This is a genomic window from Phenylobacterium sp., from assembly GCF_019636135.1.
Lineage (GTDB): Bacteria > Pseudomonadota > Alphaproteobacteria > Caulobacterales > Caulobacteraceae > Phenylobacterium.
On record NZ_JAHBYD010000037.1, the window covers coordinates 22,832 to 42,648 of the forward strand.

19 protein-coding genes are annotated in these 19,817 nt (G+C 71.7%); 12 read left to right on the forward strand and 7 right to left on the reverse strand.

Annotation, left to right across the window (positions count from 1 at the left end):
• Positions 1-9: 9 nt before the first annotated feature.
• The 3 genes from KF737_RS20150 to KF737_RS20160 are packed head-to-tail and all read right to left on the reverse strand — an operon-like array spanning position 10 to position 4,367.
• Entirely contained in the window at positions 10-1,566 is a 1,557-nt protein-coding gene (locus tag KF737_RS20150) for an acetolactate synthase large subunit (protein WP_296459433.1), read from the reverse strand.
• A complete protein-coding gene (locus KF737_RS20155) occupies positions 1,567-3,345 on the reverse strand; it encodes an AMP-binding protein (RefSeq protein ID WP_296459436.1) in 1,779 nt (592 codons plus the stop codon).
• Between the two features lie 38 nt (positions 3,346-3,383).
• The gene (locus KF737_RS20160) at positions 3,384-4,367 is read right to left on the reverse strand and encodes an NADP-dependent oxidoreductase (protein ID WP_296459439.1); all 984 of its coding nucleotides are present in this window, start codon (positions 4,365-4,367) and stop codon (positions 3,384-3,386) included.
• 166 nt (positions 4,368-4,533) lie between these two features.
• Between KF737_RS20160 and KF737_RS20165 the strand changes: the two genes are divergently transcribed.
• The 3 genes from KF737_RS20165 to KF737_RS20175 all read left to right on the forward strand — a co-directional run bounded on the left by KF737_RS20165 (position 4,534) and on the right by KF737_RS20175 (position 6,919).
• Positions 4,534-6,279 carry an adenylate/guanylate cyclase domain-containing protein gene (locus KF737_RS20165; protein WP_296459441.1) on the forward strand — a complete coding sequence of 582 codons (1,746 nt, stop codon included), beginning with the start codon at positions 4,534-4,536 and terminating at the stop codon, positions 6,277-6,279.
• A 98-nt stretch (positions 6,280-6,377) separates the two neighbouring features.
• Positions 6,378-6,635: a type II toxin-antitoxin system ParD family antitoxin gene (locus tag KF737_RS20170; RefSeq protein ID WP_296459445.1), complete on the forward strand. Its 258-nt coding sequence runs from the start codon at positions 6,378-6,380 to the stop codon at positions 6,633-6,635.
• A complete protein-coding gene (locus KF737_RS20175) occupies positions 6,632-6,919 on the forward strand; it encodes a type II toxin-antitoxin system RelE/ParE family toxin (protein WP_296459448.1) in 288 nt (95 codons plus the stop codon). The genes KF737_RS20170 and KF737_RS20175 overlap by 4 nt, the downstream gene beginning before the upstream one ends.
• On the opposite strand, the gene KF737_RS20180 is transcribed toward KF737_RS20175, so the two are convergent.
• Both KF737_RS20180 and KF737_RS20185 read right to left on the reverse strand, forming a co-directional pair.
• Complete coding sequence (locus tag KF737_RS20180; RefSeq protein ID WP_296459454.1) at positions 6,916-8,250, reverse strand: dihydroorotase; 1,335 nt, start codon at positions 8,248-8,250, stop codon at positions 6,916-6,918. The genes KF737_RS20175 and KF737_RS20180 overlap by 4 nt on opposite strands.
• Positions 8,243-9,220 (reverse strand): glycosyltransferase family 9 protein, encoded by a 978-nt coding sequence (locus KF737_RS20185; protein WP_296459458.1) that lies wholly within the window; start codon positions 9,218-9,220, stop codon positions 8,243-8,245. The genes KF737_RS20180 and KF737_RS20185 overlap by 8 nt, the downstream gene beginning before the upstream one ends.
• 61 nt (positions 9,221-9,281) lie before the next feature.
• Between KF737_RS20185 and KF737_RS20190 the strand changes: the two genes are divergently transcribed.
• The gene (locus KF737_RS20190) at positions 9,282-10,127 is read left to right on the forward strand and encodes a folate-binding protein (protein WP_296459462.1); all 846 of its coding nucleotides are present in this window, start codon (positions 9,282-9,284) and stop codon (positions 10,125-10,127) included.
• Between the two features lie 181 nt (positions 10,128-10,308).
• Here KF737_RS20190 and KF737_RS20195 read toward each other — a convergent pair whose 3' ends face one another.
• On the reverse strand, positions 10,309-11,181 hold the full coding sequence (locus tag KF737_RS20195) for an alpha/beta hydrolase (protein ID WP_296459465.1): 873 nt from the start codon (positions 11,179-11,181) through the stop codon (positions 10,309-10,311).
• A 51-nt stretch (positions 11,182-11,232) separates the two neighbouring features.
• Between KF737_RS20195 and KF737_RS20200 the strand changes: the two genes are divergently transcribed.
• The 4 genes from KF737_RS20200 (at position 11,233) to KF737_RS20215 (ending at position 15,247) form a co-directional block, all read left to right on the forward strand.
• Positions 11,233-11,826, forward strand: a complete 594-nt coding sequence (locus KF737_RS20200; RefSeq protein ID WP_296459468.1) for a DNA-3-methyladenine glycosylase I — start codon at positions 11,233-11,235, stop codon at positions 11,824-11,826.
• 112 nt (positions 11,827-11,938) lie between these two features.
• The gene (locus KF737_RS20205) at positions 11,939-12,595 is read left to right on the forward strand and encodes a ribonuclease HII (RefSeq protein ID WP_296459470.1); all 657 of its coding nucleotides are present in this window, start codon (positions 11,939-11,941) and stop codon (positions 12,593-12,595) included.
• Between the two features lie 317 nt (positions 12,596-12,912).
• Positions 12,913-13,992, forward strand: coding sequence for a site-specific DNA-methyltransferase (locus KF737_RS20210; RefSeq protein WP_296459472.1), 1,080 nt, complete (start codon positions 12,913-12,915; stop codon positions 13,990-13,992).
• A 49-nt stretch (positions 13,993-14,041) separates the two neighbouring features.
• Positions 14,042-15,247, forward strand: a complete 1,206-nt coding sequence (locus tag KF737_RS20215) for an MFS transporter (protein ID WP_296459475.1) — start codon at positions 14,042-14,044, stop codon at positions 15,245-15,247.
• 206 nt (positions 15,248-15,453) lie between these two features.
• On the opposite strand, the gene mutY is transcribed toward KF737_RS20215, so the two are convergent.
• Complete coding sequence (gene mutY, locus KF737_RS20220; RefSeq protein ID WP_296459478.1) at positions 15,454-16,494, reverse strand: A/G-specific adenine glycosylase; 1,041 nt, start codon at positions 16,492-16,494, stop codon at positions 15,454-15,456.
• A 45-nt stretch (positions 16,495-16,539) separates the two neighbouring features.
• Between mutY and KF737_RS20225 the strand changes: the two genes are divergently transcribed.
• The 4 genes from KF737_RS20225 to KF737_RS20240 all read left to right on the forward strand — a co-directional run.
• On the forward strand, positions 16,540-17,073 hold the full coding sequence (locus tag KF737_RS20225) for a DUF721 domain-containing protein (protein ID WP_296459483.1): 534 nt from the start codon (positions 16,540-16,542) through the stop codon (positions 17,071-17,073).
• Between the two features lie 305 nt (positions 17,074-17,378).
• Positions 17,379-18,002, forward strand: a complete 624-nt coding sequence (locus tag KF737_RS20230) for a DsbA family protein (RefSeq protein WP_296459486.1) — start codon at positions 17,379-17,381, stop codon at positions 18,000-18,002.
• Between the two features lies 1 nt (position 18,003).
• On the forward strand, positions 18,004-18,672 hold the full coding sequence (locus tag KF737_RS20235; protein WP_296459490.1) for a DsbA family protein: 669 nt from the start codon (positions 18,004-18,006) through the stop codon (positions 18,670-18,672).
• A 4-nt stretch (positions 18,673-18,676) separates the two neighbouring features.
• The coding region (locus KF737_RS20240; RefSeq protein ID WP_296459493.1) for an AAA family ATPase at positions 18,677-19,817 on the forward strand (1,141 nt) is incomplete at its 3' end.

Below are 19,817 nucleotides of genomic sequence, written 5' to 3' on the forward strand. Positions count from 1 at the left end.
GGCTGCGTCCTAGATCACGGCCTCGATGAGCATCGGGCCGCGCTGTTTCATGGCGCCGGCGAAGGCCTTCTCGAAGGCCTCGCCGCTGTCGCAGGACACGGCGGGCAGGCCCATGCCCCTGGCGATGGCGACGAAGTCGATGTTCGGGCCGCCGAGGTCGAGCAGCTTCTTGGCCGACGGCCCCGCCTTGCCGGCGCCCGTCCGCTCCATCTCCACGTTCAGGATCCGGTACGTGTAGTTGGCGAAGACCACGACGGTGATGTCGAGGTTCTCGCGCGCCATCGTCCAGAGGGCCTGGATCGTGTACATCGCCGCGCCATCGCCGTTGAGGCTCAGCACCTTGCGGTCGGGCGCCGCCACCGCCGCGCCGACGGCCAGCGGCAGGCCGATGCCGATGGCCCCGCCGGTCAGCGCCAGCACCTCGTGCGGTCGCGCCGCCGCCGTGCCGGCCGCCACGCCGGCGCCGGAGGTCACCGCATCATCGCAGACGATCGCGCCCTCGGGCATGTGGCGGGCGATCGAGGCGCCGGCGGCATAGGCGGTGAGCTTGCCGGTGGGCGCCGCGTCGGGGATCGCGAGCGCCTGGACCGGGCCGGCCTTCGGGGCGCCGAGCGCGTCGGCCAGGGCGGCGAGGCCTTCGACGGAGTCCTCGTTCCGCGCGGCGAGCGTGAGGGTCGCGCAGCCTTCCGGCACGAGCACGCTGGGGCGATCCGGATAGGCGAAGAAGGCGACGGGCGTCGTCGTGCCGGCGAAGACCATCAGGTCGACGCCCTGGAGTTCGGCGAGCGCCATCTCGCCGAAGTACTGCATCTTCTTCGGCGCGAAGCCGCCGGCGCCCTTCGGCTGCCGGGCGACGAAGGTGTCGGTGTAGACGGTGACGCCCGCGGCCTGCAGGCGCGCGGCCTGGGCCAGGGCCTCGGCGCGGCAGGCCTGGCCGCCCAGCAGGACGACCGGGTTCTTCGCCGCCCTGATCGCCCTGGCGGCGGCGTCGACGGCCGGGCCGGACGGCGCAGGCCGCACCGGCTTCTGGGCGAGCACGGTCTCGCTCTTGGCGGGGAGCCAGGCGCTGTCGGCCGGCAGGATCAGGCTGACCGGGCCGCCGGGCGGGCCGTAGCTGGCGGCGACGGCCTCGGCGGTGACGGCGGCGACGCTGTCGGGCGTGTCGGCCGACTTCGTCCAGATGGAGTTCGGTTTCACCAGGGTGGCGATGTCGGAGTTCAGCGGCGCGTCGTACTGGCGGTGGTAGGTGGCGTGGTCGCCGATGACGTTGACGATCGGGGTGAAGGCGCGGCGCGCATTGTGCAGGTTGGCGACGCCGTTGCCGTAGCCGGGCCCCAGGTGCAGCAGGGTGCAGGCCGGCCTGTCGGCGATGCGGCCGTAGCCGTCGGCGGCGCCGGTCGCCACGCCCTCGAACTGGCAGAGCACCGGGCGCATGGCCGGCACGCCGTCGAGGGCGGCGACGAACTGCATCTCCGACGTGCCGGGGTTGGCGAAGCAGGCGGTGACCTCGTTGGCCACCAGGGTCGAGATCAGGGCGTCTGCCCCGTTTTTGGCGGCGCCGTTCATTCAGAACACCATCACGTCAGAGGGAGCGGGGTTGGCGAAGAGGCGGTCGGCCGCCGCGGACCGGACCGCGCGGGCGACGGGCTGGGCGATGTAGCCCTTGTCGGTGATCTCGCCGGCGTTGGGATCGGGCGGGTCGGGCAGCACCAGCGCACGCGCGACGCGGCCGCCGGCGCTCTTGGCGCGGGCGTTGAATGCCGCGAGGCCCTGGCGCACCGCCGCCTCGATGTCGGCGCGCGGCAGGGTCGGGTTCGGATAGAGCAGGAGGCCCACGCTCTCCTGGTTCTCGCCGCAGACGATGGCGTCGGTGACCACGCCGCCCCCGACGGCGTTCAGCGCCTGGATGCGCAGGTCGCCGACGACGACGAAGGTGCCGGACGCCAGCTTGAAGTTCTCGGAGATGCGGCCGTCGAAGACGAGGCCGGCCTCGGGATTGCCCGGCTCGGCGAAGCGGGCGGCGTCGCCCAGGCGGTAGTAGCCCTCGTCGTCGAAGGCGGCGGCCGACTTCTCGGGCTGGTTCAGGTAGCCCTCGGTGACCTGCGGGCCCTTCACGCGGAACTCGAGCTTGCCGGCTTCGGGCAGCAGCCGCACCGAGCAGCCGGGCAGCGGCAGGCCCATCAGGCCCATGCGGGCGTTCGTCCAGTGGACGTTGGAGGCCGTCGGGCCGGTCTCGGTCGCGCCATAGCCCGAACCGAAGCTGATGCGCTCGCCCACGGTGCGCACCGCCACCGCCTGGATGCGGTCGGCGTAGGCCTGGCCCAGCGCCGCGCCGCCGTACTGCAGGAGCCGGACGCGGGAGAAGAAGTTGCGGGCCAGCGCCTCGTCGCGCTCCAGCTCGTCGGCGAACAGCATCCAGGCCGCCGGCACCATGTTCTGGTAGGTCGGCGCGATCTCGCGGAGGTTCCGGACGGTCTCGGCGAAGCGGCCCGCGACGGGCTGGCCGGCGTCGATGTAGAGCGATCCGCCGCGGTGGGCCGAATAGTGCAGGATCGCGTTGGCGCCGAGGCTGTGGCTCCAGGGCGCGGAGTGGACCATCACCGGCGGGTCGGGATCGTCGAAGCAGGCGGTGATCTGGGCGGAATTGGTGCTCATCGCCCGATGGGTGTTGATCACCGCCTTCGGAAGCCCGGTGGAGCCCGAGGTGAGCAGGTACTTGGCATGCTGCCCGGGCCGGGCGGTCGGCGCGGCCGATCCGTGGCCGTAGAGCGCGTCCTGCGCCACGTCGCCGGGGCGGGCGTTCTTCCCGGCGATCACCGGCAGGCCGGCCAGGACGTCGGCGGCGAGGCCGTCGGCGAAGAGGGCGGCGTCCTCGGTGTAGACGGCGGCCGGGTTCAGCACCTGGCAGGCGTGGGTGAGGCGGGTGAGGTTCGCGCCCGGCAGGCCGTACTGCGGCGAGACGGGGGCCACCGGCATGCCCTGGCCCATGGCGGCGTAGGCGATCAGCGCATGGTCGATGGTGTTGCGCGCCAGGATCAGCAGCGGCCGGTCGCCGACGACGCCCAGGCTGCGCAGGCCCGCCGCGAGCGCGCCGATCCGCTGCCACGCCTCGGCGAAGGTGAGCGTGCGCCAGCCGTCTCCGGAGCGCTCGGCCAGCCACACGCGGTCGGGCGCGGCTTCGGCCCAGTGGGCCAGCGCCGAGACGGTGGTCTGGTGGCGCGCGTCGAACGGCGCGGGGTTGGTGAGGACGACCTCGCCGCCGGGCCGCTCGTCGACCACCAGGCGTCGCGGCGCATAGCGCGGGTCGCGGAACGGGGCGGTCGCGATGGAGAGCTCGGCGTCCATGGCCCCGAGTTACGGGGCCGCCGCGCGAAAGGGAAGCCTCAGGCCGCGGCGCGGACCAGCATCTTGCCGGCGTTCCTGCCCTCGAAGAGGCCGACGAGGGCCTCGGGCGCGCGGTCGAAGCCGTCGAGGATCGTCTCCTGGTACCTGATCTTCCCCGACTTCAGCCAGCCCGTCATGTCGGACTGGAACCGGGCCTGCAGGTGCGGGAAATCGGTGGCCACGAAGCCCTCCATGCGCACGCGGCTGTAGATCATGCTGGAGAGGTTCTTCACCCCGATCCGGTCACCGTTGTAGGTCGAGATCATGCCGCAGACGGCGATGCGGCCGCGGAGGTTCATGCGCGGCAGGACCGCGTCGAGGGTCTCGCCGCCGACGTTCTCGAAATAGACGTCGATCCCCTTCGGCATGGCTTCGCGCAGCGCGCTCGCCAGGGGTTGCTTGCGGTAGTTGATGACAGCGTCGAGGCCGGCCTCGTCGCGCAGCCAGGCGGCCTTGTCGTCCGAGCCGGTGGAGCCGGCGACCCAGCAGCCCTTGATCTTCGCGATCTGCGCCGCGACCGAGCCCACGGCGCCGGCCGCGGTGGAGACGAACACCTGCTCGCCGTCCTTCAGCGCGCCCGTCTCCAGGAGGCCGCCGTAGGCCGTGATGCCGGTGCCGCCGAGGGCGTGCATGTAGACGCTGAGCGGCAGGTCCGGGTCGGGCGCCAGCTTCAGCAGGCCGCGGCCGTCGGAGACGAAGCGCTCCTGCATGCCGGCGCCGTGGCGCGCGAGGTCGCCTTCCCGGAAATCGGGGTGGCGCGACTGGACGACCCGGGCGATGCCGCCGCCCAGCATCGGCGCGTCCAGCGGCTGGTCGGCGTCGAGCCGCGGCCGCATGTAGGGATCGACCGAGACCAGCAGCGCCTGGAGCTGCACCTGCCCGTCGGCGGCGTCGGGCGTCTCGACGGGCACGACGGCGAAGTCGTCGGGGCGGACCATCCCGTTCGGGCGGCGGGCAAGGCGGATCTGGCGGGACGGGGTCATCGGGGCGCTCGCGGTCTGGACGGGGCGCCGTGGTAGCACGAGCCGGGCCGCGGCTCACCCGCGGTCTTCGCCACCCTGGGAGGCGCCGTTCGCCCGTCGCTTGCGGAGCCTTCCGAAGCTTGGCCGGACGTGGCAAAGGTCTCCGGGGTCAGGGGGCGTTCCGGTCATGCCTGAGAGGAGTGCTGCAGCGCGTGCGCGGTCCGCGCTGGCTCGTGGCGCGCTGCTCGAGGCGTACGACATCCTGCAGCAGGTGGCCGAGCACGAGAGCGGCGCGCTGGACTATCTGCGGGTGCTGACGCTGGCGCGCCTGGGCGACACCGAACGCGCGCTGAAGCTGTACGACGCCTACGGCCTGGGCGCGCGGGACGACGTGGACGCGCTCTCGCTGCAGGCCCGGCTGCTGAAGGACCGCGGGTTCGCCTCCGGCGCCGGCGGCCGGGACGCGACCCTGACCGAGGCGTGCAAGCTCTACGCGCGGGTCTACCGCCGCACCCGCGACACCTATCCGGCGGTCAACGCCGCGACGCTGGCCTGGATCACCGGCCGCACCGTGCTGGCGCGGCAGCTCGCGCGGACGGTCCTGGCCAACCCGACCGTGCAGGCGGCGAGCGACTACTACGGCCTCGCCACCGTGGCCGAGGCCCGGATCGTGCTGGGCGACTTCGCCGGGGCGGAGGCGGCGCTGGCGGCGGCGCTGGCCGCGGCCGACGCCGACGCGGGCAAGCGCTCGACCACCGTCCTGCAGTTGCAGAGGCTCGAGCCGACCATCCCCGACCGCAAGGCGATCGCGCCGCTCCTGGCGATGATCCGGCCGCCCTCGGTGGCCAGCTACTGCGGCCACATCTTCCTGGAGGACGCGGCGCTGGAGGCCGATCTCGGCAAGCGGATCGACGCGGCGCTGAAGAGGGAGGACGTGGGCTACGCCTACGGCTCGCTGGCCGCGGGCAGCGACATCCTGATCGCCGAGCGGCTGCTGGCGCGCGGCGGCGAACTGCACGTGGTGCTGCCGGTCGCCGAGGAGGACTTCCTCGCGCAGTCCGTGATTCCGGCCGGCGGGCGTTGGGCGGAACGCTATCAGGCGTGCCGCGCGCAGGCGTCGTCGCTGACCTTCTCGTCCACGATGAGCCATGTGGGCGGGCAGGGGCAGTTCGCCTACGGCGCCAAGGTGGGCATGGGCATGGCGCGGCTGCGCGCGCGGCACCTGAACAGCCGCGCGGTGCAGGTGGCGGTGGCCGAGACCGCAGGCGCGACCGGCACCCTGACCCGCTCCGACATACGCGCCTGGCAGGACACCGGAGGCGTCTCGGTGATCGTGGAAGCGCAGAACATCCGCCGGCCGGTCAAGCCGCCGGGGCCCGCGGCGGTGTCGGACGTGGGGCGCGGGACGCATGGGCTGATGTTCACCGACTTCCCGGGCTTCGCGCGGCTGGACGAACGCGTGCTGCCCACCTTCCAGGTGGAGGTGATGGCGCGGGCCGGCGTGGCGCTCCAGCGCAATGCGGAGTCGATCCGCTACTCGAACACCTGGGGCGACGCGCTCTACGTGGTGTTCGACGGCGCGCTGCAGGCGGCGCAGACCTCGCTCGACCTCTGCGAGGAGTTGACGGCGATCGACACCCAGGCGCTGGGCGTCCGCGAGGGTGCGACCATGCGGATCGCGCTCCACTTCGGCCCGACCTACTGGGGCGAGGACCCGGTGACGGGGCGGACCAACTACTACGGCTCGGAGGTCTCGCGGGCGGCGCGGATCGAGCCGGTGACGCCGCCGGGCAGCGTCTACGTCACCGAACCCTTCGCGGCGGTGCTGGAGATGGAGGCCGAGCACGACTTCATGTGCAACTACGTCGGCCAGGTGGACCTGCCCAAAGGCTACGGCACCTTCCCGCTCTACCACCTGAAGCACCGCGGGTGATCGGGATCGAGGCCTTCGGTTGGCGCCGAGCGAGGGCCGCGCGGGCGGCGGATTCGACAGTCAGGCGCGGACTTTTGCTGCGTGTGTTATCGTAGGGCATGCGCATCGACCTCCCGCCAGATCTGGAAGCCATCGTCGACGACTTGGTCGGGTCCGGGCGCTATACCGATCCCATCGACGTGGCTCGAGCGGCCCTTGCATTGCTGGATGACGAGTTCGCGCATTTTCGAGCTTTGCAGCGCGAGATCGAGATCGGGGCCGGCAGCCCGGCGATCGAGCGGCCTGTTCGTGATGTCTTCGCCGACGTGAAGCGCCGGGGGCGCGAGGAACTGGCCGCCCGCCGCGCCGCGGAATGATCGTCAGGCTCACGGAGGCGGCGAAGGACGATCTCCTGGAAATCTGGCGCTACATCGTCGTCGACAGTCCTGGCGCAGCCGATCGGCAACTCGACCGTATCGAGGCGGCCATCGCACGTTTGGCTGATTTCCCGAATCTGGGCGTGGCGCGCGACGAGCTACGAGAGGGGCTTCGGATGCTGCGGGTCGATCGATACGCGGTCTTCTACAGCTATCGAAGCCGACGCGTCCGTGTCGAGCGCATCCTCCACGCAAGTCGTGACGCGACTTCGATCGGCTTCTAGTTCGCCAGCGTCTCGCGGAAGCGGACGGGATGGCCCTGGCCTTTCAGGACGATCTCGTCGTCGCGCATGACGACCTGGCCGCGGATGATGGTGGCCATGGGCCAGCCCTTGGCTTCCAGGCCATCGAATGGGGTCCAGCCCGAGCGGGTGGCCATCTGGTCGTGGGTGATGGTGCGCCGGGCCTTGAGGTCCACGAGGGTCAGGTCGGCGTCGTAGCCCACGGCCATGCGGCCCTTGTCGGCGAGGTCGAAGATACGGTTGGCGCCATGGCTGGTCAGGTCGACCAGGCGCTCCAGGCTGAGACGGCCCTCGGCCACGTGGGTCAGCATGATCGGCAGCAGCGTCTGCACCCCCGGCATGCCCGACGGCGAGGCGGGGTAGGGCCGCGCCTTCTCCTCGCGGGTGTGCGGGGCGTGGTCGGAACCCAGGACGTCGGCGACGCCGTTGGCGATCCCGGCCCAGACGCCCATGCGGTGATAATGGTCGCGGATCGGCGGGTTCATCTGGGCGAAGGCCTTCAGGCGTTCGTAGGCCTCGGGGCCCTCCAGGGTGAGGTGCTGGGGGGTCACCTCGACCGACGCCACGTCCTTGTGGGCGGCGAGGTACTCGATCTCTTCCTTCGTGGTGACGTGCAGGACGTGGATGCGCTTGCCGGTCTTGTGGGCCAGGCCCACAAGGCGGTGCGTCGACTGGATGGCCGACTGGGCGTCGCGGACCTCGGGGTGGCTGGTCCAGTCGCCGGTGCGGGCCAGCGGGCGGCGGTCGGCCAGGCGGTACTCGTCCTCGGAGTGGAAGGCGGCCCGGCGGTTGATGTGGCGCAGCACCTGCTCGACGCCCTCGTCGTCCTGCACCAGCAGCGTGCCGGTGGACGCGCCCATGAACACCTTCACGCCGCAGCAGCCCGGCAGGCGCTCCAACTCGCCCAGGAACCGGGCGTTCTCGTGCGTGCCGCCGACGTAGAAGGCGTGGTCGCAATGCATGCGGCCCTTGGCGCGGGCCAGCTTGTCGGCCAGCGCGTCGGGATCGGTGGTGGTGGGCTCGGTGTTCGGCATCTCGAACACGGCGACGACGCCGCCCAGGACGGCGCACTGCGAGCCGGTCTCCAGGTCTTCCTTCCATTCCAGCCCCGGCTCGCGGAAGTGGACCTGGGTGTCGATGACGCCGGGCATGACCGTGAGCCCCGTGGCGTCGAACACCTCGCCGGCGCTGGCCTGGCCCAGGTCGCCGATGGCGGCGAACTTGCCGTCCCTGATCCCGATGTCGGCCGGGCCGCGGCCCGCATGGTTCACGACGTCGCCGCCGCGCACGATCAGGTCGTAAGTGTCAGGCATTTTCCGTCGCCTTCAGCAGCTCTCGCGCAGCCGATACGACCTTTTCCACCGGCAGGTCCATCATGTGGCAGAGCATCTGGGTGAAGCCGGGGTCCGAGGCCTTGATCTCCTCGAAGCTGCGCGCGCCGCGCACCACGCGCGCGGCCTCGCCCCAGGGCGCGTAGAGCCGCTCGTCCGAGGGGCCGAAGAGGCCGATGGTGGGGACGCCCGCCGCGGCGGCCAGGTGCATCGCCCCGCTGTCGTTGCCGATGAACAGGCGCGCGCGCTTCAGGCAGGCGTAGGCGGTCAAGACGTCGGCCTTGCCGGCCAGGTCGATGAAGCTGCGGGCGCCCGCCACGTCGCGAAGCTGGCGGCTCAGCTTGTCGTCGCCCGGGCCGCCCAGGACCATCAGTCGGCCGCCCTGCAACGGGCTCCAGGGTTCGCGGAGCAGGCGGATGGCGACCTGGCTGAAGCGCTCGACCGGCCAGGTCTTGCCGATCCAGTTGGCGGCGGGGGCCAGCGCCAGGATCGGGCCTGAGCCTTTCGTCAGTTCGTCGGCGTAGGCTTCCACGTCGGCGTGGGTGAAGAGGTGCGGCGGGGCGGGTTCGTCCTCGATGCGCAGGACCCTGGCGGCTTCGAGCACCTTGTGGATCGGCTGAGCGCTCTTGCGGTGGATGGCGCGGCGCTTCGTCGACAGGAAGCGCGAGATGCCCGAGCCGCGCAGGTCGACGATCAGGCCCCACTTCCGCTGGCGCACCTTCCGCCAGAGCTCGAACCAGTGGCCGCCGCTCTTCGACTTCTCGAAGACGATGACGCGGTCGAGGTTGGGGACGTGGGCGAACAGCGGCGCGGCGTCCGGCCCGGCCACGATCGTGAAGCGCGCGTTCGGGATCTCGTCGGCCAGGCGCTTGATCAGGCCGGACGACAGCACCGCGTCGCCGATGCGCGTGGCGCCGATGAAGAGGATGGGAAAGGCGGACGCGGGCAGCATCGGCGTTCGTATAAGCAACCGCGCGCTGGCGCTCCACCGGCTGCGGCCCCAGATTGTCGGGATGTCGGAACGTGTCTCTTTCGCGCACTTGCAGAGCCGCAGCCTCATCGCCCTCGGCGGCGAGGACTGGCGGAGCTTCCTGCAGGGGCTGATCACCCAGGATGTGGAGACGCTCCGTGAGGGCGAGGCGCGGTTCGGCGCGCTGCTGACGCCGCAGGGGCGGCTGCTCTACGACCTGTTTGTGGTGGCCAACGGCGACGGCGCCTGGCTGGACGTGGAAGCCGAGCACCGGGCGGCGATCATCCTGCGCCTTTCGATGTACCGGCTGCGGGCCAAGGTGACGATCGCGGCGGACGAGACGCCGGTGTCGATCCTGTTCGCGGACGACGGCGTGCCTGCGAAGCCGGCGGAGGGCCATTGGGTCGCGGACCCGCGGCTGCCGGCGCTGGGCTGGCGGGGCTACGGCGTCGCGGCGCCGGCGGGCGCGGCGGTGGCCGGCGAGGCCGAGCGGGAGGCGCAGAAGCTGCGGCTGGGCGTGCCGGGGCCGGCGGACTGGGGCTCGGACAGGACCTATCCCATCGAGGCCAACTTCGACCTCCTGAACGGCATCGACTTCAAGAAGGGCTGCTTCGTCGGGCAGGAGACGACCTCGCGCATGAAGCGCCGCGGGACCATCAAGAACCGCATGCTGCCGCTCCGCTTCGAGGGGCCGCCGCCGGCGGCGGGCGCCGAGGTGCTGGCGGGCGAGCTGCGGGCAGGCGTGGTCACCTCGGCGGTCGACGGCGGCGGGATCGGCCTGATGCGGCTGGACCGGATCGAGGGCGCTGAGCTGACGGTGGATGGCCGTGCGGCGCGCGTCGAAGTCCCGGGTTGGATGGCGGAAGTCGTGACAGAGCCGGCGACCTAACCCTAACTGTCATCCCGGTTTCGCGGCACGCGAAGACCGGGACCCAACCGGCCGGCGCTCGGCGTTGGGGGCGGCCCCGTGGGCCTGCGGGCCGGCCTGGACCCAGTGTGCGGAAGGTTGGGTCCCGGTCTTTGGCTGCGCCAAAACCGGGATGACAATCGTGGGGAGACGAGCGTCGGGGTTACGAGAAGAACGCCTTCAGCAGCGCCAGCGTCTCGGCCGGCTTCTCCTCGGGGATGAAGTGGCCGCAGTCGACGGCCTGACCCTGAACGTCGTCGGCCCATTCGCGCCAGATGGCGAGCGTGTCGTACCAGGCGGCCAGCGCGCCCCTGGCGCCCCAGAGCACCTGGACCGGGCAGGCGATCTTCTTCCCCGCCTTCCTGTCGGCCATGTCGAGCTCGCGGTCGTAGGTGGCGCCGGCGCGGTAGTCCTCGCACATGGCGTGGATCACGTCGGGGCGGCGGGCGGCGCGGGCGTATTCCTTGAAGGCCTCGGGGTCGAAGGCCCTGAGGATGCCGCCGAAGCTGGTGGAGAAGAAGAAGGCCTCCGGGTCGGCCCCGATCAGGGTCTCGGGGAACGGGTGCGGCTGGGCGAGGAAGCTCCAGTGCCAGTAGCCCAGCGCGAAGCGGCGGTCGGCGCGGGCCCAGACCTCGCCGGTCGGGATGATGTCGAGGATGGAGACCTTGGTGACCGCGTCGGGGTGGTCGAGCGCGAGGCGATAGGCGACGCGGCCGCCGCGGTCGTGGCCGGCGACGGCGAAGCGGTCGAAGCCGAATTCGGCCATCAGGGCCACGGCGTCGCGGGCCATGGCGCGCTTTGACGAGGTCTCGTGGTCGGAGGTCGTGGGCGGCTTGGTCGAGCCGCCGTAGCCGCGCAGGTCGGGGCAGACGACCGTGAAGTCCTTCGCGAGGTCGCCCGCGACCGCGCCCCACATCGCGCCGGTCTCGGGGTAGCCGTGCAGCAGCAGGAGCGGCGGGCCGGAGCCGCCGTGGCGCACCCTGAGCGACGCCTCCGGAACCTCGACCTGCGACAACTCGAAGCCTTCGAACGCCATCGAAGCGTGACCCCTTGTTTCGACTCCCGGCCTGCGCTCTCTCTTCGGCGCATGAGCCAGACCCCACTGACCCGGTGCGAATGGCGCGGCATGGCCGGCGACCCGCTCTACGAGGCCTACCACGACGAAGAGTGGGGCGTGCCGGAATACGACAGCCGGGCGCTCTGGGAGAAGCTGGTGCTGGACGGCTTCCAGGCTGGGCTGGCGTGGATCACGATCCTGCGCAAGCGCGAGGCCTTCCGCGCGGCCTTCGACGGCTTCGATCCCGAGAAGGTGGCGCGCTACGGCGACGCCGACCGGGCGCGGCTGATGGCCGACGCGGGCATCGTGCGGTCCAACGCCAAGATCGACGCGGCGATCAATTCGGCGAAGATCTACCTGGACATGCGCGACAACGGCGAAGACTTCTCCGCGTTCTGCTGGGGGTTCGTGGGCGGCAAGCCGGTGCAGAACGGCTGGACCGCGTTCGGCGAGGTTCCCGCCCAGACAGAGCTGGCCGTCGAGGTGTCCAAGGCGCTGAAGGCCAGGGGCTTCAAGTTCGTCGGCCCGGTGATCGTCTATGCCTGGATGCAGGCCGTCGGCATGGTCAACGACCACTTCACTTGCTGCTTCCGCCATGAGGCGGTGAAGGGGCTGGGGCGGTGAGGATCGCGGTCGCCATCGCCTTGGCCCTGCTGCTGGCGGGCTGCGAACACATGTACGGCGCGATGGACGCCGGCCGCCTGGCGCCGCTGGGTGCGCCGACGCAGGTGCGCTGATGGCCCGGGGACCCACGCTCGTTCTGGAGAAGGCCTTCGTCGGCGGGCCCGTCTGCGGCGTGGACGAGGCCGGGCGCGGGCCGTGGGCCGGGCCGGTGTCGGCGGGGGCGGTGATCTTCGATCCGGGGCGGCGGACGCCGAAGGGGCTGGACGACTCCAAGAAGCTGACCGCGAAGGCGCGCGAGGGGCTGGAGGTGGAGATCAAGCAGAAGGCGCTGGCCTGGGGCGTCGGCTTCGCCAGCGTCGAGGAGATCGAGGAGCTCAACATCCTGCACGCGGCGGGCCTGGCCATGCGGCGCGCCATCGCCGCCATGGCCGTGCAGCCGGCCTGCGCCCTGGTGGACGGCAACTACCGCTTCGACCTGGGCTGCGAGGTGAGGACGGTGGTGGGCGGTGACGGCAAGTCGAAGTCGATCGCCGCGGCCTCGATCCTGGCCAAGGTGGCCCGCGACCGGCTGATGACCGAGATGGACGCGCGCTACCCCGGCTACGGCTTCGCCAGCCACAAGGGCTACAACGCGCCGATCCACATGGAGGCCCTGGTGACGATGGGGCCGTGCGAAATCCACCGGCGGGCGTGGCGGCCGGTGAAGCTGGTGCTGGCCGGCGTCGACCCGCGCAGGATGGAGCCCGAGCAGGGCGAACTCGGCTTTTGAGCCGAGCAGAGTCGCCGAGGAACTCCAAGGGAAGCGACCGACGCCTTTCGCGCCCGGCCGGCAAGGTCCTGCGCGCACCACCATCCCCGGCCCTTCCTCCGTCGAGGAGGAAGGGAGAACGAGCGCCTTCGAATGTGGATTCGTCCTGAAGCGGCGGCGAACGTCGCGTGATTGGCGCGCTGAATCAGGATTGACCGCGACGGGGCGGGCGCGCCCGGGAGGCCGGTTAACCTTCGATACACCATGGCCGTAAACGCGGCCTTCACCATGTCGGCCCGAGATTCTAGGGTGTTTTCCGTACCTAGAGGGTTGGGCCGATGGGGCTGCCGCTTGACGCCATCCTGAGTGGCGATTGCCTGGAGGAGCTGGCGAAGCTCCCGGACCGCTCGGTCGACCTGGTGTTCGCCGACCCGCCCTACAACCTCCAGCTCGGCGGCGACCTGCTGCGGCCGGACAACTCCAAGGTCGATGCGGTCGACGACCACTGGGACCAGTTCGAGAGCTTCGAGGCCTACGACCGCTTCACGCGCGCCTGGCTGAAGGAATGCCGCCGCGTGCTGAAGGACGACGGCGCGATCTGGGTGATCGGCAGCTACCACAACATCTTCCGCGTGGGCGTGGCGGTGCAGGACCTGGGGTTCTGGATCCTGAACGACATCGTCTGGCGCAAGTCGAACCCGATGCCGAACTTCAAGGGCACGCGCTTCACCAACGCGCACGAGACCCTGATCTGGGCGTCGAAGAGCCGGGGCGGCCGGCGCTACACCTTCAACTACGACGCCATGAAGATGGCCAACGACGAGCTGCAGATGCGCTCGGACTGGACGCTGCCGCTCTGCACCGGCGAGGAGCGGCTGAAGGACGAGACGGGCGCCAAGGCGCACCCGACCCAGAAACCCGAGGCGCTGCTGCACCGGGTGATCATGGCGTCGTCCAAGCCCGGCGACGTGATCCTGGACCCCTTCTTCGGCACCGGCACGACGGGCGCGGTGGCGCGCCGGCTGGGGCGGAAGTTCATCGGCATCGAGCGCGAGGCGTCCTACGTGAAGGTGGCCGAGGCGCGGATCGCCCGGGTCATCCCGGCGACGTCCGAGGAGATGGTGGTCACCGGCTCCAAGAAGTCCGAGCCCAGGGTGCCGTTCGGCACGCTGGTCGAGGCGGGGCTGCTGCGCGCGGGCGACGTGCTCTACTGCCCCCAGGGGCGCAACGCCGCGCGGGTGCGGGCCGACGGGAGCCTCGTGGTGGGCGAGCTTTCGGGCTCGATCCACAAGGTGGGCGCCATGGTGCAGTCGGCGCCGGCCTGCAACGGCTGGACCTACTGGCACTTCAAGACCGACGCGGGCCTCGCCCCCATCGACGTCCTGCGGGCCAAGGTGCGGGCCGCTTCCCTCCCTTGATGGGGAGGGAGGGCTGGCGCCATACCGCCTGTTCGGCCACGTTGGCCGGATGACGGACGCGACATCGGACAGCCGGGCGGGGGCGATCAGCCCACGGATCTTCGTGCTGACGATGTGCACCTTCGCCTTCGGGTCGGCGGGGTTCATCTTCGCCGGGCTGCTGGAGCCGATGGCGGCGGACCTCGGCGTCTCGACCGCGGTCGCGGGGCAGTTGCAGACCGCCTATGTGCTGACCTCGGCGGTGCTGGGGCCGGTGGCGGCGTGGATGCTGGGGCGGCTGGATCGCAAGCTGGTGATCCTGCTGGGCCTGAGCCTGGCGGTGCTGATGCACATCGCCTGCGCGATGGCGCCCGACTTCCGGAGCCTGATGGCGGTGCGCGCCATCGCGGGCGTGGCGGGGGCGCTCTCCGGATCGTCGGCGAGCGTCGCGGCGGCCTCGCTGGCGCCGCCCGAGCGCAGGGGCTCGGCGCTGGCCATGGTCACCGGCGGGATGACGCTGGCCTTCGTGGTCGGCATCCCCATCGGCAGTGTCGTGGGCTCGATCTTCGACTGGCGGGCGACGTTCGTGGTGGCCGCGGCGCTGGCGGGCCTGGCGCTGGCCGGCGTGCTGTTCTTCCTGCCGCGGGTGCCGGCGCCGCCGAGGCGCGCGGGCGGCCGGCTGGAGCTGAAGGGCATCTGGCCGCTCTATGCGACGAGCTTCCTGACCTTCGCCGCCAACATGACGCTGAACCTCTACATCGGCCCCATCGTGCGGGTGGGCGCCGGCGTGACCGGGGCGGGCGTGGCGGCCTTCCAGTCGATGATCGGGTTCGGGGCGGCGATGGGGCTGTGGCTCGGCGGGCGCGCGGCCGACCGCGGGGCGGGCAAGGCGTGGATCCTGCAGAGCATCGCGCTTCAATCGCTGGCCATGAGCATGCACTGGTCGGCGACGCACCACCTGCTGCCGCCGGGGCTGGCCAGCCAGGTGCTGGTGGCCGCGGCGATCTTCGTGGCGGCGACGGCGCTGTTCTCGATCTCGCCGGTCACCCAGTCGCGGCTGGTGCAGATGACCGGCGGGGCGCCGGTGGCGCTGGCGCTGAACGGCTCGGTGTTCTCCATGGGCCAGGCCCTGGGCTCGACCCTGGGCGGCGTGGCGCTGGCCAGCTTCGGCGTGCCGGCGATCCCCGCGGCGGCGCTCGCGATGTCGTTCGTGGCCTTCGCCGTGCTGAGCGTGGCGTTCCCGCGGACGGAGAAGGCGGCCAATCCGGCCGGCTGAGCGCGAAGCCGGCCCGCCTCCTCTCCCCCGAGCGCGCAGCGCGAAGAGAGGGAGAGGTCCGGGAGAGGGCGGCGCCGGCCTTGGCCTTTGCACGACGGTTGCGCGAGGAGCCTTGGGTGGCCGCCATGCGGGCTGAAGCCCTGAGCCGCCCTCTCCTGGACCTCTCCCTCTCCGTTGCGCTGCGCTTCACGGGGGGAGAGGAGGTTTCAGAGCAGGTTCGTCAGGCCCGCGCGGGCGGCTTTCAGGAAGACGCTCGGCAGGGCGTCGAGGTCGCGTCTCGGGCTCCAGATCACATCGTCGGCGTCGCCTTCGGCGCGCAGGAGCCGGAGCGTCAGGGTGAAGTGGGTGAAGCCGTGCTCGACTTCGCCGACGCCGCGCCAGGGCGCGTCGGCCGGGGCGGCGGCGAGGGCTTCGGCGTCGGTCCAGCGGGCGGCGCGCCACGCGCTGGTGGGGAGCGCCAGCATGCCGCCGAGCAGGCCCTGGGGCGGGCGGCGGACGAGGGCCACCTGGTCGCCGCGGGTCAGGACGTAGGCGACGCCGTGGCGGTGCGGGCGCTCGGCCTTGGCGGCCTTCCGCGGATAGGCCTCCGGCGCGCCGGTGGCGAGCCCGGCGCAGTGTTCGGCGATCGGGCAGCGGTCGCAGAGCGGCGCCTTGGGGCGGCAGACGGTGGCGCCGAGGTCCATCAGCGCCTGGGCCCAGTCGCCCGGGCGGTCGTCGCGCACGAGGGCGGCGGCGAGGCGCTTCAGCTCGGGCTTGGCGTCGGGCAGCGGCTGTTCGACCGCGTAGAGCCGCGCCATCACCCGCTCGACGTTGCCGTCGACGACGTTGGTGGGCCGGTCGAAGGCGATCGCGCCGACGGCGGCGGCGGTGTAGGGGCCGAGGCCCGGCAGGGTGCGCAGGCCTTCCTCGGTGTCGGGGAAGACGCCGCCGTGATCGTGGGCGACGGCGCGGGCGCAGGCCAGGAGGTTGCGGGCGCGGGCGTAGTAGCCGAGGCCGGCCCAGGCGGCCATGACCTCGCCGTCGTCCTCACGGGCGAGGTCGGCGACGGTGGGCCAGCGGGCGGTGAACTTCAGGAAGTAGGGTGTCGCGTGCGGCACGGTGGTCTGCTGCAGCATCACCTCGGAGAGCCAGACCCGGTAGGGATCGGCGCGGACGCCCGCCGCATGGTCGCGCGGACCCACGCGCCAGGGCAGGGCGCGGGCGTTTTCGTCGTACCAGGCGAGGAGCTGTGCGCGGAGGGATGTCACCCGACCCGCCTACCATCGGCCGGGGCGGCGCGGTAGGGTGGCGCCGTGTCCCGTCGGCAGCTCCCCACCCTCGAAGAAGCGCGCGCGATCCTGAGCGCCAAGCGCACGCGGCCGCAGCGGCGTCCGCCGCCGCCGGCGGGGCGGGCGCTGAACCGGTACGTCAAGGACCTGGACGGCAGGTTCGGGCAGGGGACCAACGCGCTCTCGGCCCGCTGGCGCGAGATCGTGGGGCCGGAGATCGCGCGGCGGACCGAGCCGGTGAAGCTGGTGAAGGGGCGCAACGGCGGCCCCTCGTCGCTGGAGATCCGGGTGGCGGGGCCGGCGGCGGCGATCATCCAGCACCAGGCCCACGCGGTGCTGGCGCGGGTGAACGTGTTCCTGGGCGCCGAGGCGGTCCAGAAGCTCAGGATCGTGCAAGGCCCGCTGCACCGGACGGAGCCCCCGCCCAAGCGCCGCCCTGCGCCGCTGGACGCGGCCAAGGAGGCGGAACTCGCGAAAAGCCTCGCCGACGCCCCCGACGGCAAGCTCAAGGACGCCCTGATGAAGCTCGGCCGCGGCGTCCTGAAGCGGTCCCGCTAGCCGCCGCAGGCGCATTCATTTTCACCACTAAGGTCACCAAGGATCACCAAGACGTCGCGACGGTCCCGGGCTCTTCGTGACCTTGGTGACCTTGGTGGTGAATGAACGGCGCGCTGGCGCGCCACCCAGGCTGGAAGGCTCGCGCGACCGGCCAATTCGCCGCAGCGGTCGGTCCCGGCGAGTTGACTTAAAAGCGCCGCGGTTCCATCGGCAGCTAGCCTTGGGGGCGCGCTCGGAACGGGGCGCCTTGGGGCGCGCGGGAATCGCGCTTTAATCCTTCGTTCAGAGGCGCCGAAAAGGTCATGATGTCGAACCTCACCCGCCGTTTCCTGATGGTCGCGGCCGCCGCGGGGGCGGCGCTCGCGCTGGCCGGCTGCAACCAGGGCGGCGGCGGCGCCGCTGCGACCGGCGACGCCATGTCGCTGGGCGACCCCAACGCCAAGGTGAAGATGGAGGAGTACGCCTCCACCACCTGCAGCCACTGCGGCCGGTTCAACAACGACGTCTTCCCGCAGTTCAAGGCGAAGTACATCGACACCGGCAAGGTGTACTACACGTTCCATGAGTTCCTGACCCCGCCCGAGGCGGTGGCGGTGGCCGGCTTCCTGACCGCGCGCTGCGCCGGCAAGGACAAGTATTTCGCCGTCATCGACGCCCTCTTCCGCAGCCAGGAGGAGATGTTCGCGACGGGCGACGCGCGCGGCACGCTGCTCAAGGTCGCCCAGTCGGCGGGCATGAACGAGGAGCAGTTCAACAAGTGCGTCTCGGACGAGGCCGCCAACAAGGCGCTCGGCGAGCGGGTCGAGAAGGCCCAGAAGGATCGCGGGGTCTCTTCCACGCCCACCTTCTTCTTCAACGGCAAGAAGGCGAAGGAAGGCGAGATGACCCTGGAAGAGCTGGACGCCGCCGTGGCGGAGGCCTCGAAGTAGCGTGGCCCGGCTCACCCGACGCGCCGCGATCCTGAGCGCCGCCGGCGGCGCGGCGGTCGCGGCTGCGCCGGCTCTGGCCGCGACGCCGCCTGCCAAGCCGTCGGCCAAGGCCGCCGTGTCGCGCTGGCCGGCCGCGCCGGGAGACATGAGCCTCGGCGACCCGCAGGCGCCGATCCACGTGGTGGAGTACCTGTCGCTGGCCTGTCCGCACTGCGCGCACTTCCACGCCGACGTCTTCCCGGCCTTCAAGGCCAAGTACATCGACACCGGCCTCGTCTATTTCACGCTCCGCGAACTGCTGACCGCGCCGGCCCAGGTGGCGGCCGCGGGCTTCCTGATGGCGCGCTGCAAGGGCGACGCGACGACCTATTTCCGGATCGTCGACCAGGTGTTCAGGAGCCAGTCGCGCTGGCAGCAGGGCAACATCAAGCCGCTGTTCGTCGAGATCGCGAAGGGTAACGGCATGACCGAGGCCCAGTTCGAGGCCTGCCTGGAGGACGAGAAGGGCAACGCCGCGCTCGAGGGCCGGCTGAAGTACGCCGTCGAGACCGACAAGGTGACGGGCACGCCGACGTTCTTCGTGAACGGGACGATGCTGAACAACCAGGAGGTCCCCTCGCTGGCCGACCTCGACGCGGCGATCGCCAAGGCCGGGAAAGGGAAGCGCTAGCACGGTGCATTTCCAGCGGCTCAGGCTCGCGGGCTTCAAGTCCTTCGTCGATCCGACCGAGTTCCGGATCGAGCCGGGACTCACGGGCATCGTCGGGCCGAACGGCTGCGGGAAGTCGAACCTGCTGGAGGCGCTCCGCTGGGTGATGGGCGCCAATTCCGCCAAGGCGATGCGCGCCGGCGGCATGGACGACGTGATCTTCGCCGGCGCCGCCAACCGGCCGGGGCGCAACCACGCCGAGGTCTCGCTCACCATCGACAACTCCGACCACCGCGCGCCGGCGGCGTTCAACGAGCACCCGGTGCTGGAGATCGTGCGCCGGATCGACAAGGGCGCGGGCTCGACCTACCGCATCAACGGGCGCGAGGTGCGGGCGCGTGACGTGCAGCTCCTGTTCGCCGACGCCTCGACGGGGGCGAGCTCGCCGGCGCTGGTGCGCCAGGGGCAGATCTCGGAGCTGATCGCCGCCAAGCCGCAGAACCGGCGGCTGATCCTGGAAGAGGCGGCCGGCGTCTCGGGGCTGCATTCGCGGCGGCACGAGGCCGAGCTGCGGCTGCGGGCGGCCGAGGCGAACCTGACGCGGCTGGAGGACGTGGCGCGCGAGCTGGAGGCCAGCCACGGGCGGCTGAAGCGCGAGGCTCGCGCGGCCGAGCGGTACAGGAAGCTGTCGGCCGAGATCCGGGCGCTGCAGGGCGCGGTGCTCTACGCGAAGTGGGCCGAGGCGAAGGCGGCGGCCGAGCGGCTGCTGGACGAGGTGCGGCTGGCGGCGCGGGCGGTCGAGGAGACGGCGCGGGCGGCGGCGCAGGCCACGACGCGGGCGGCGGACGCGGAGGCGGCGCTGAAGCCGTTGCGCGAGGCCGAGACCATCGCGGCGGCCGTGCTCCACAAGCTGGCCATCGACAAGGACCGGCTGGACCGCGAGGAGGAGGCGCACGCCGCCGAACTCGCCCGCCTGACCGGCGACGTCGAGCGCATCGACGCCGACCGCGCCCGCGAGGCGCACATCACCGAGGACGCCGATGCAGCCCTGAAGCGACTGACGGTCGACTTGGCGGCGCTGCAGGCCCAGATCGCCGCGGCGCCCGAACGTGGCCCGGAACTGGAGGCGGCGGCGAAGGCGGCCGAGGCGGCGCGGGCGGCGGCGG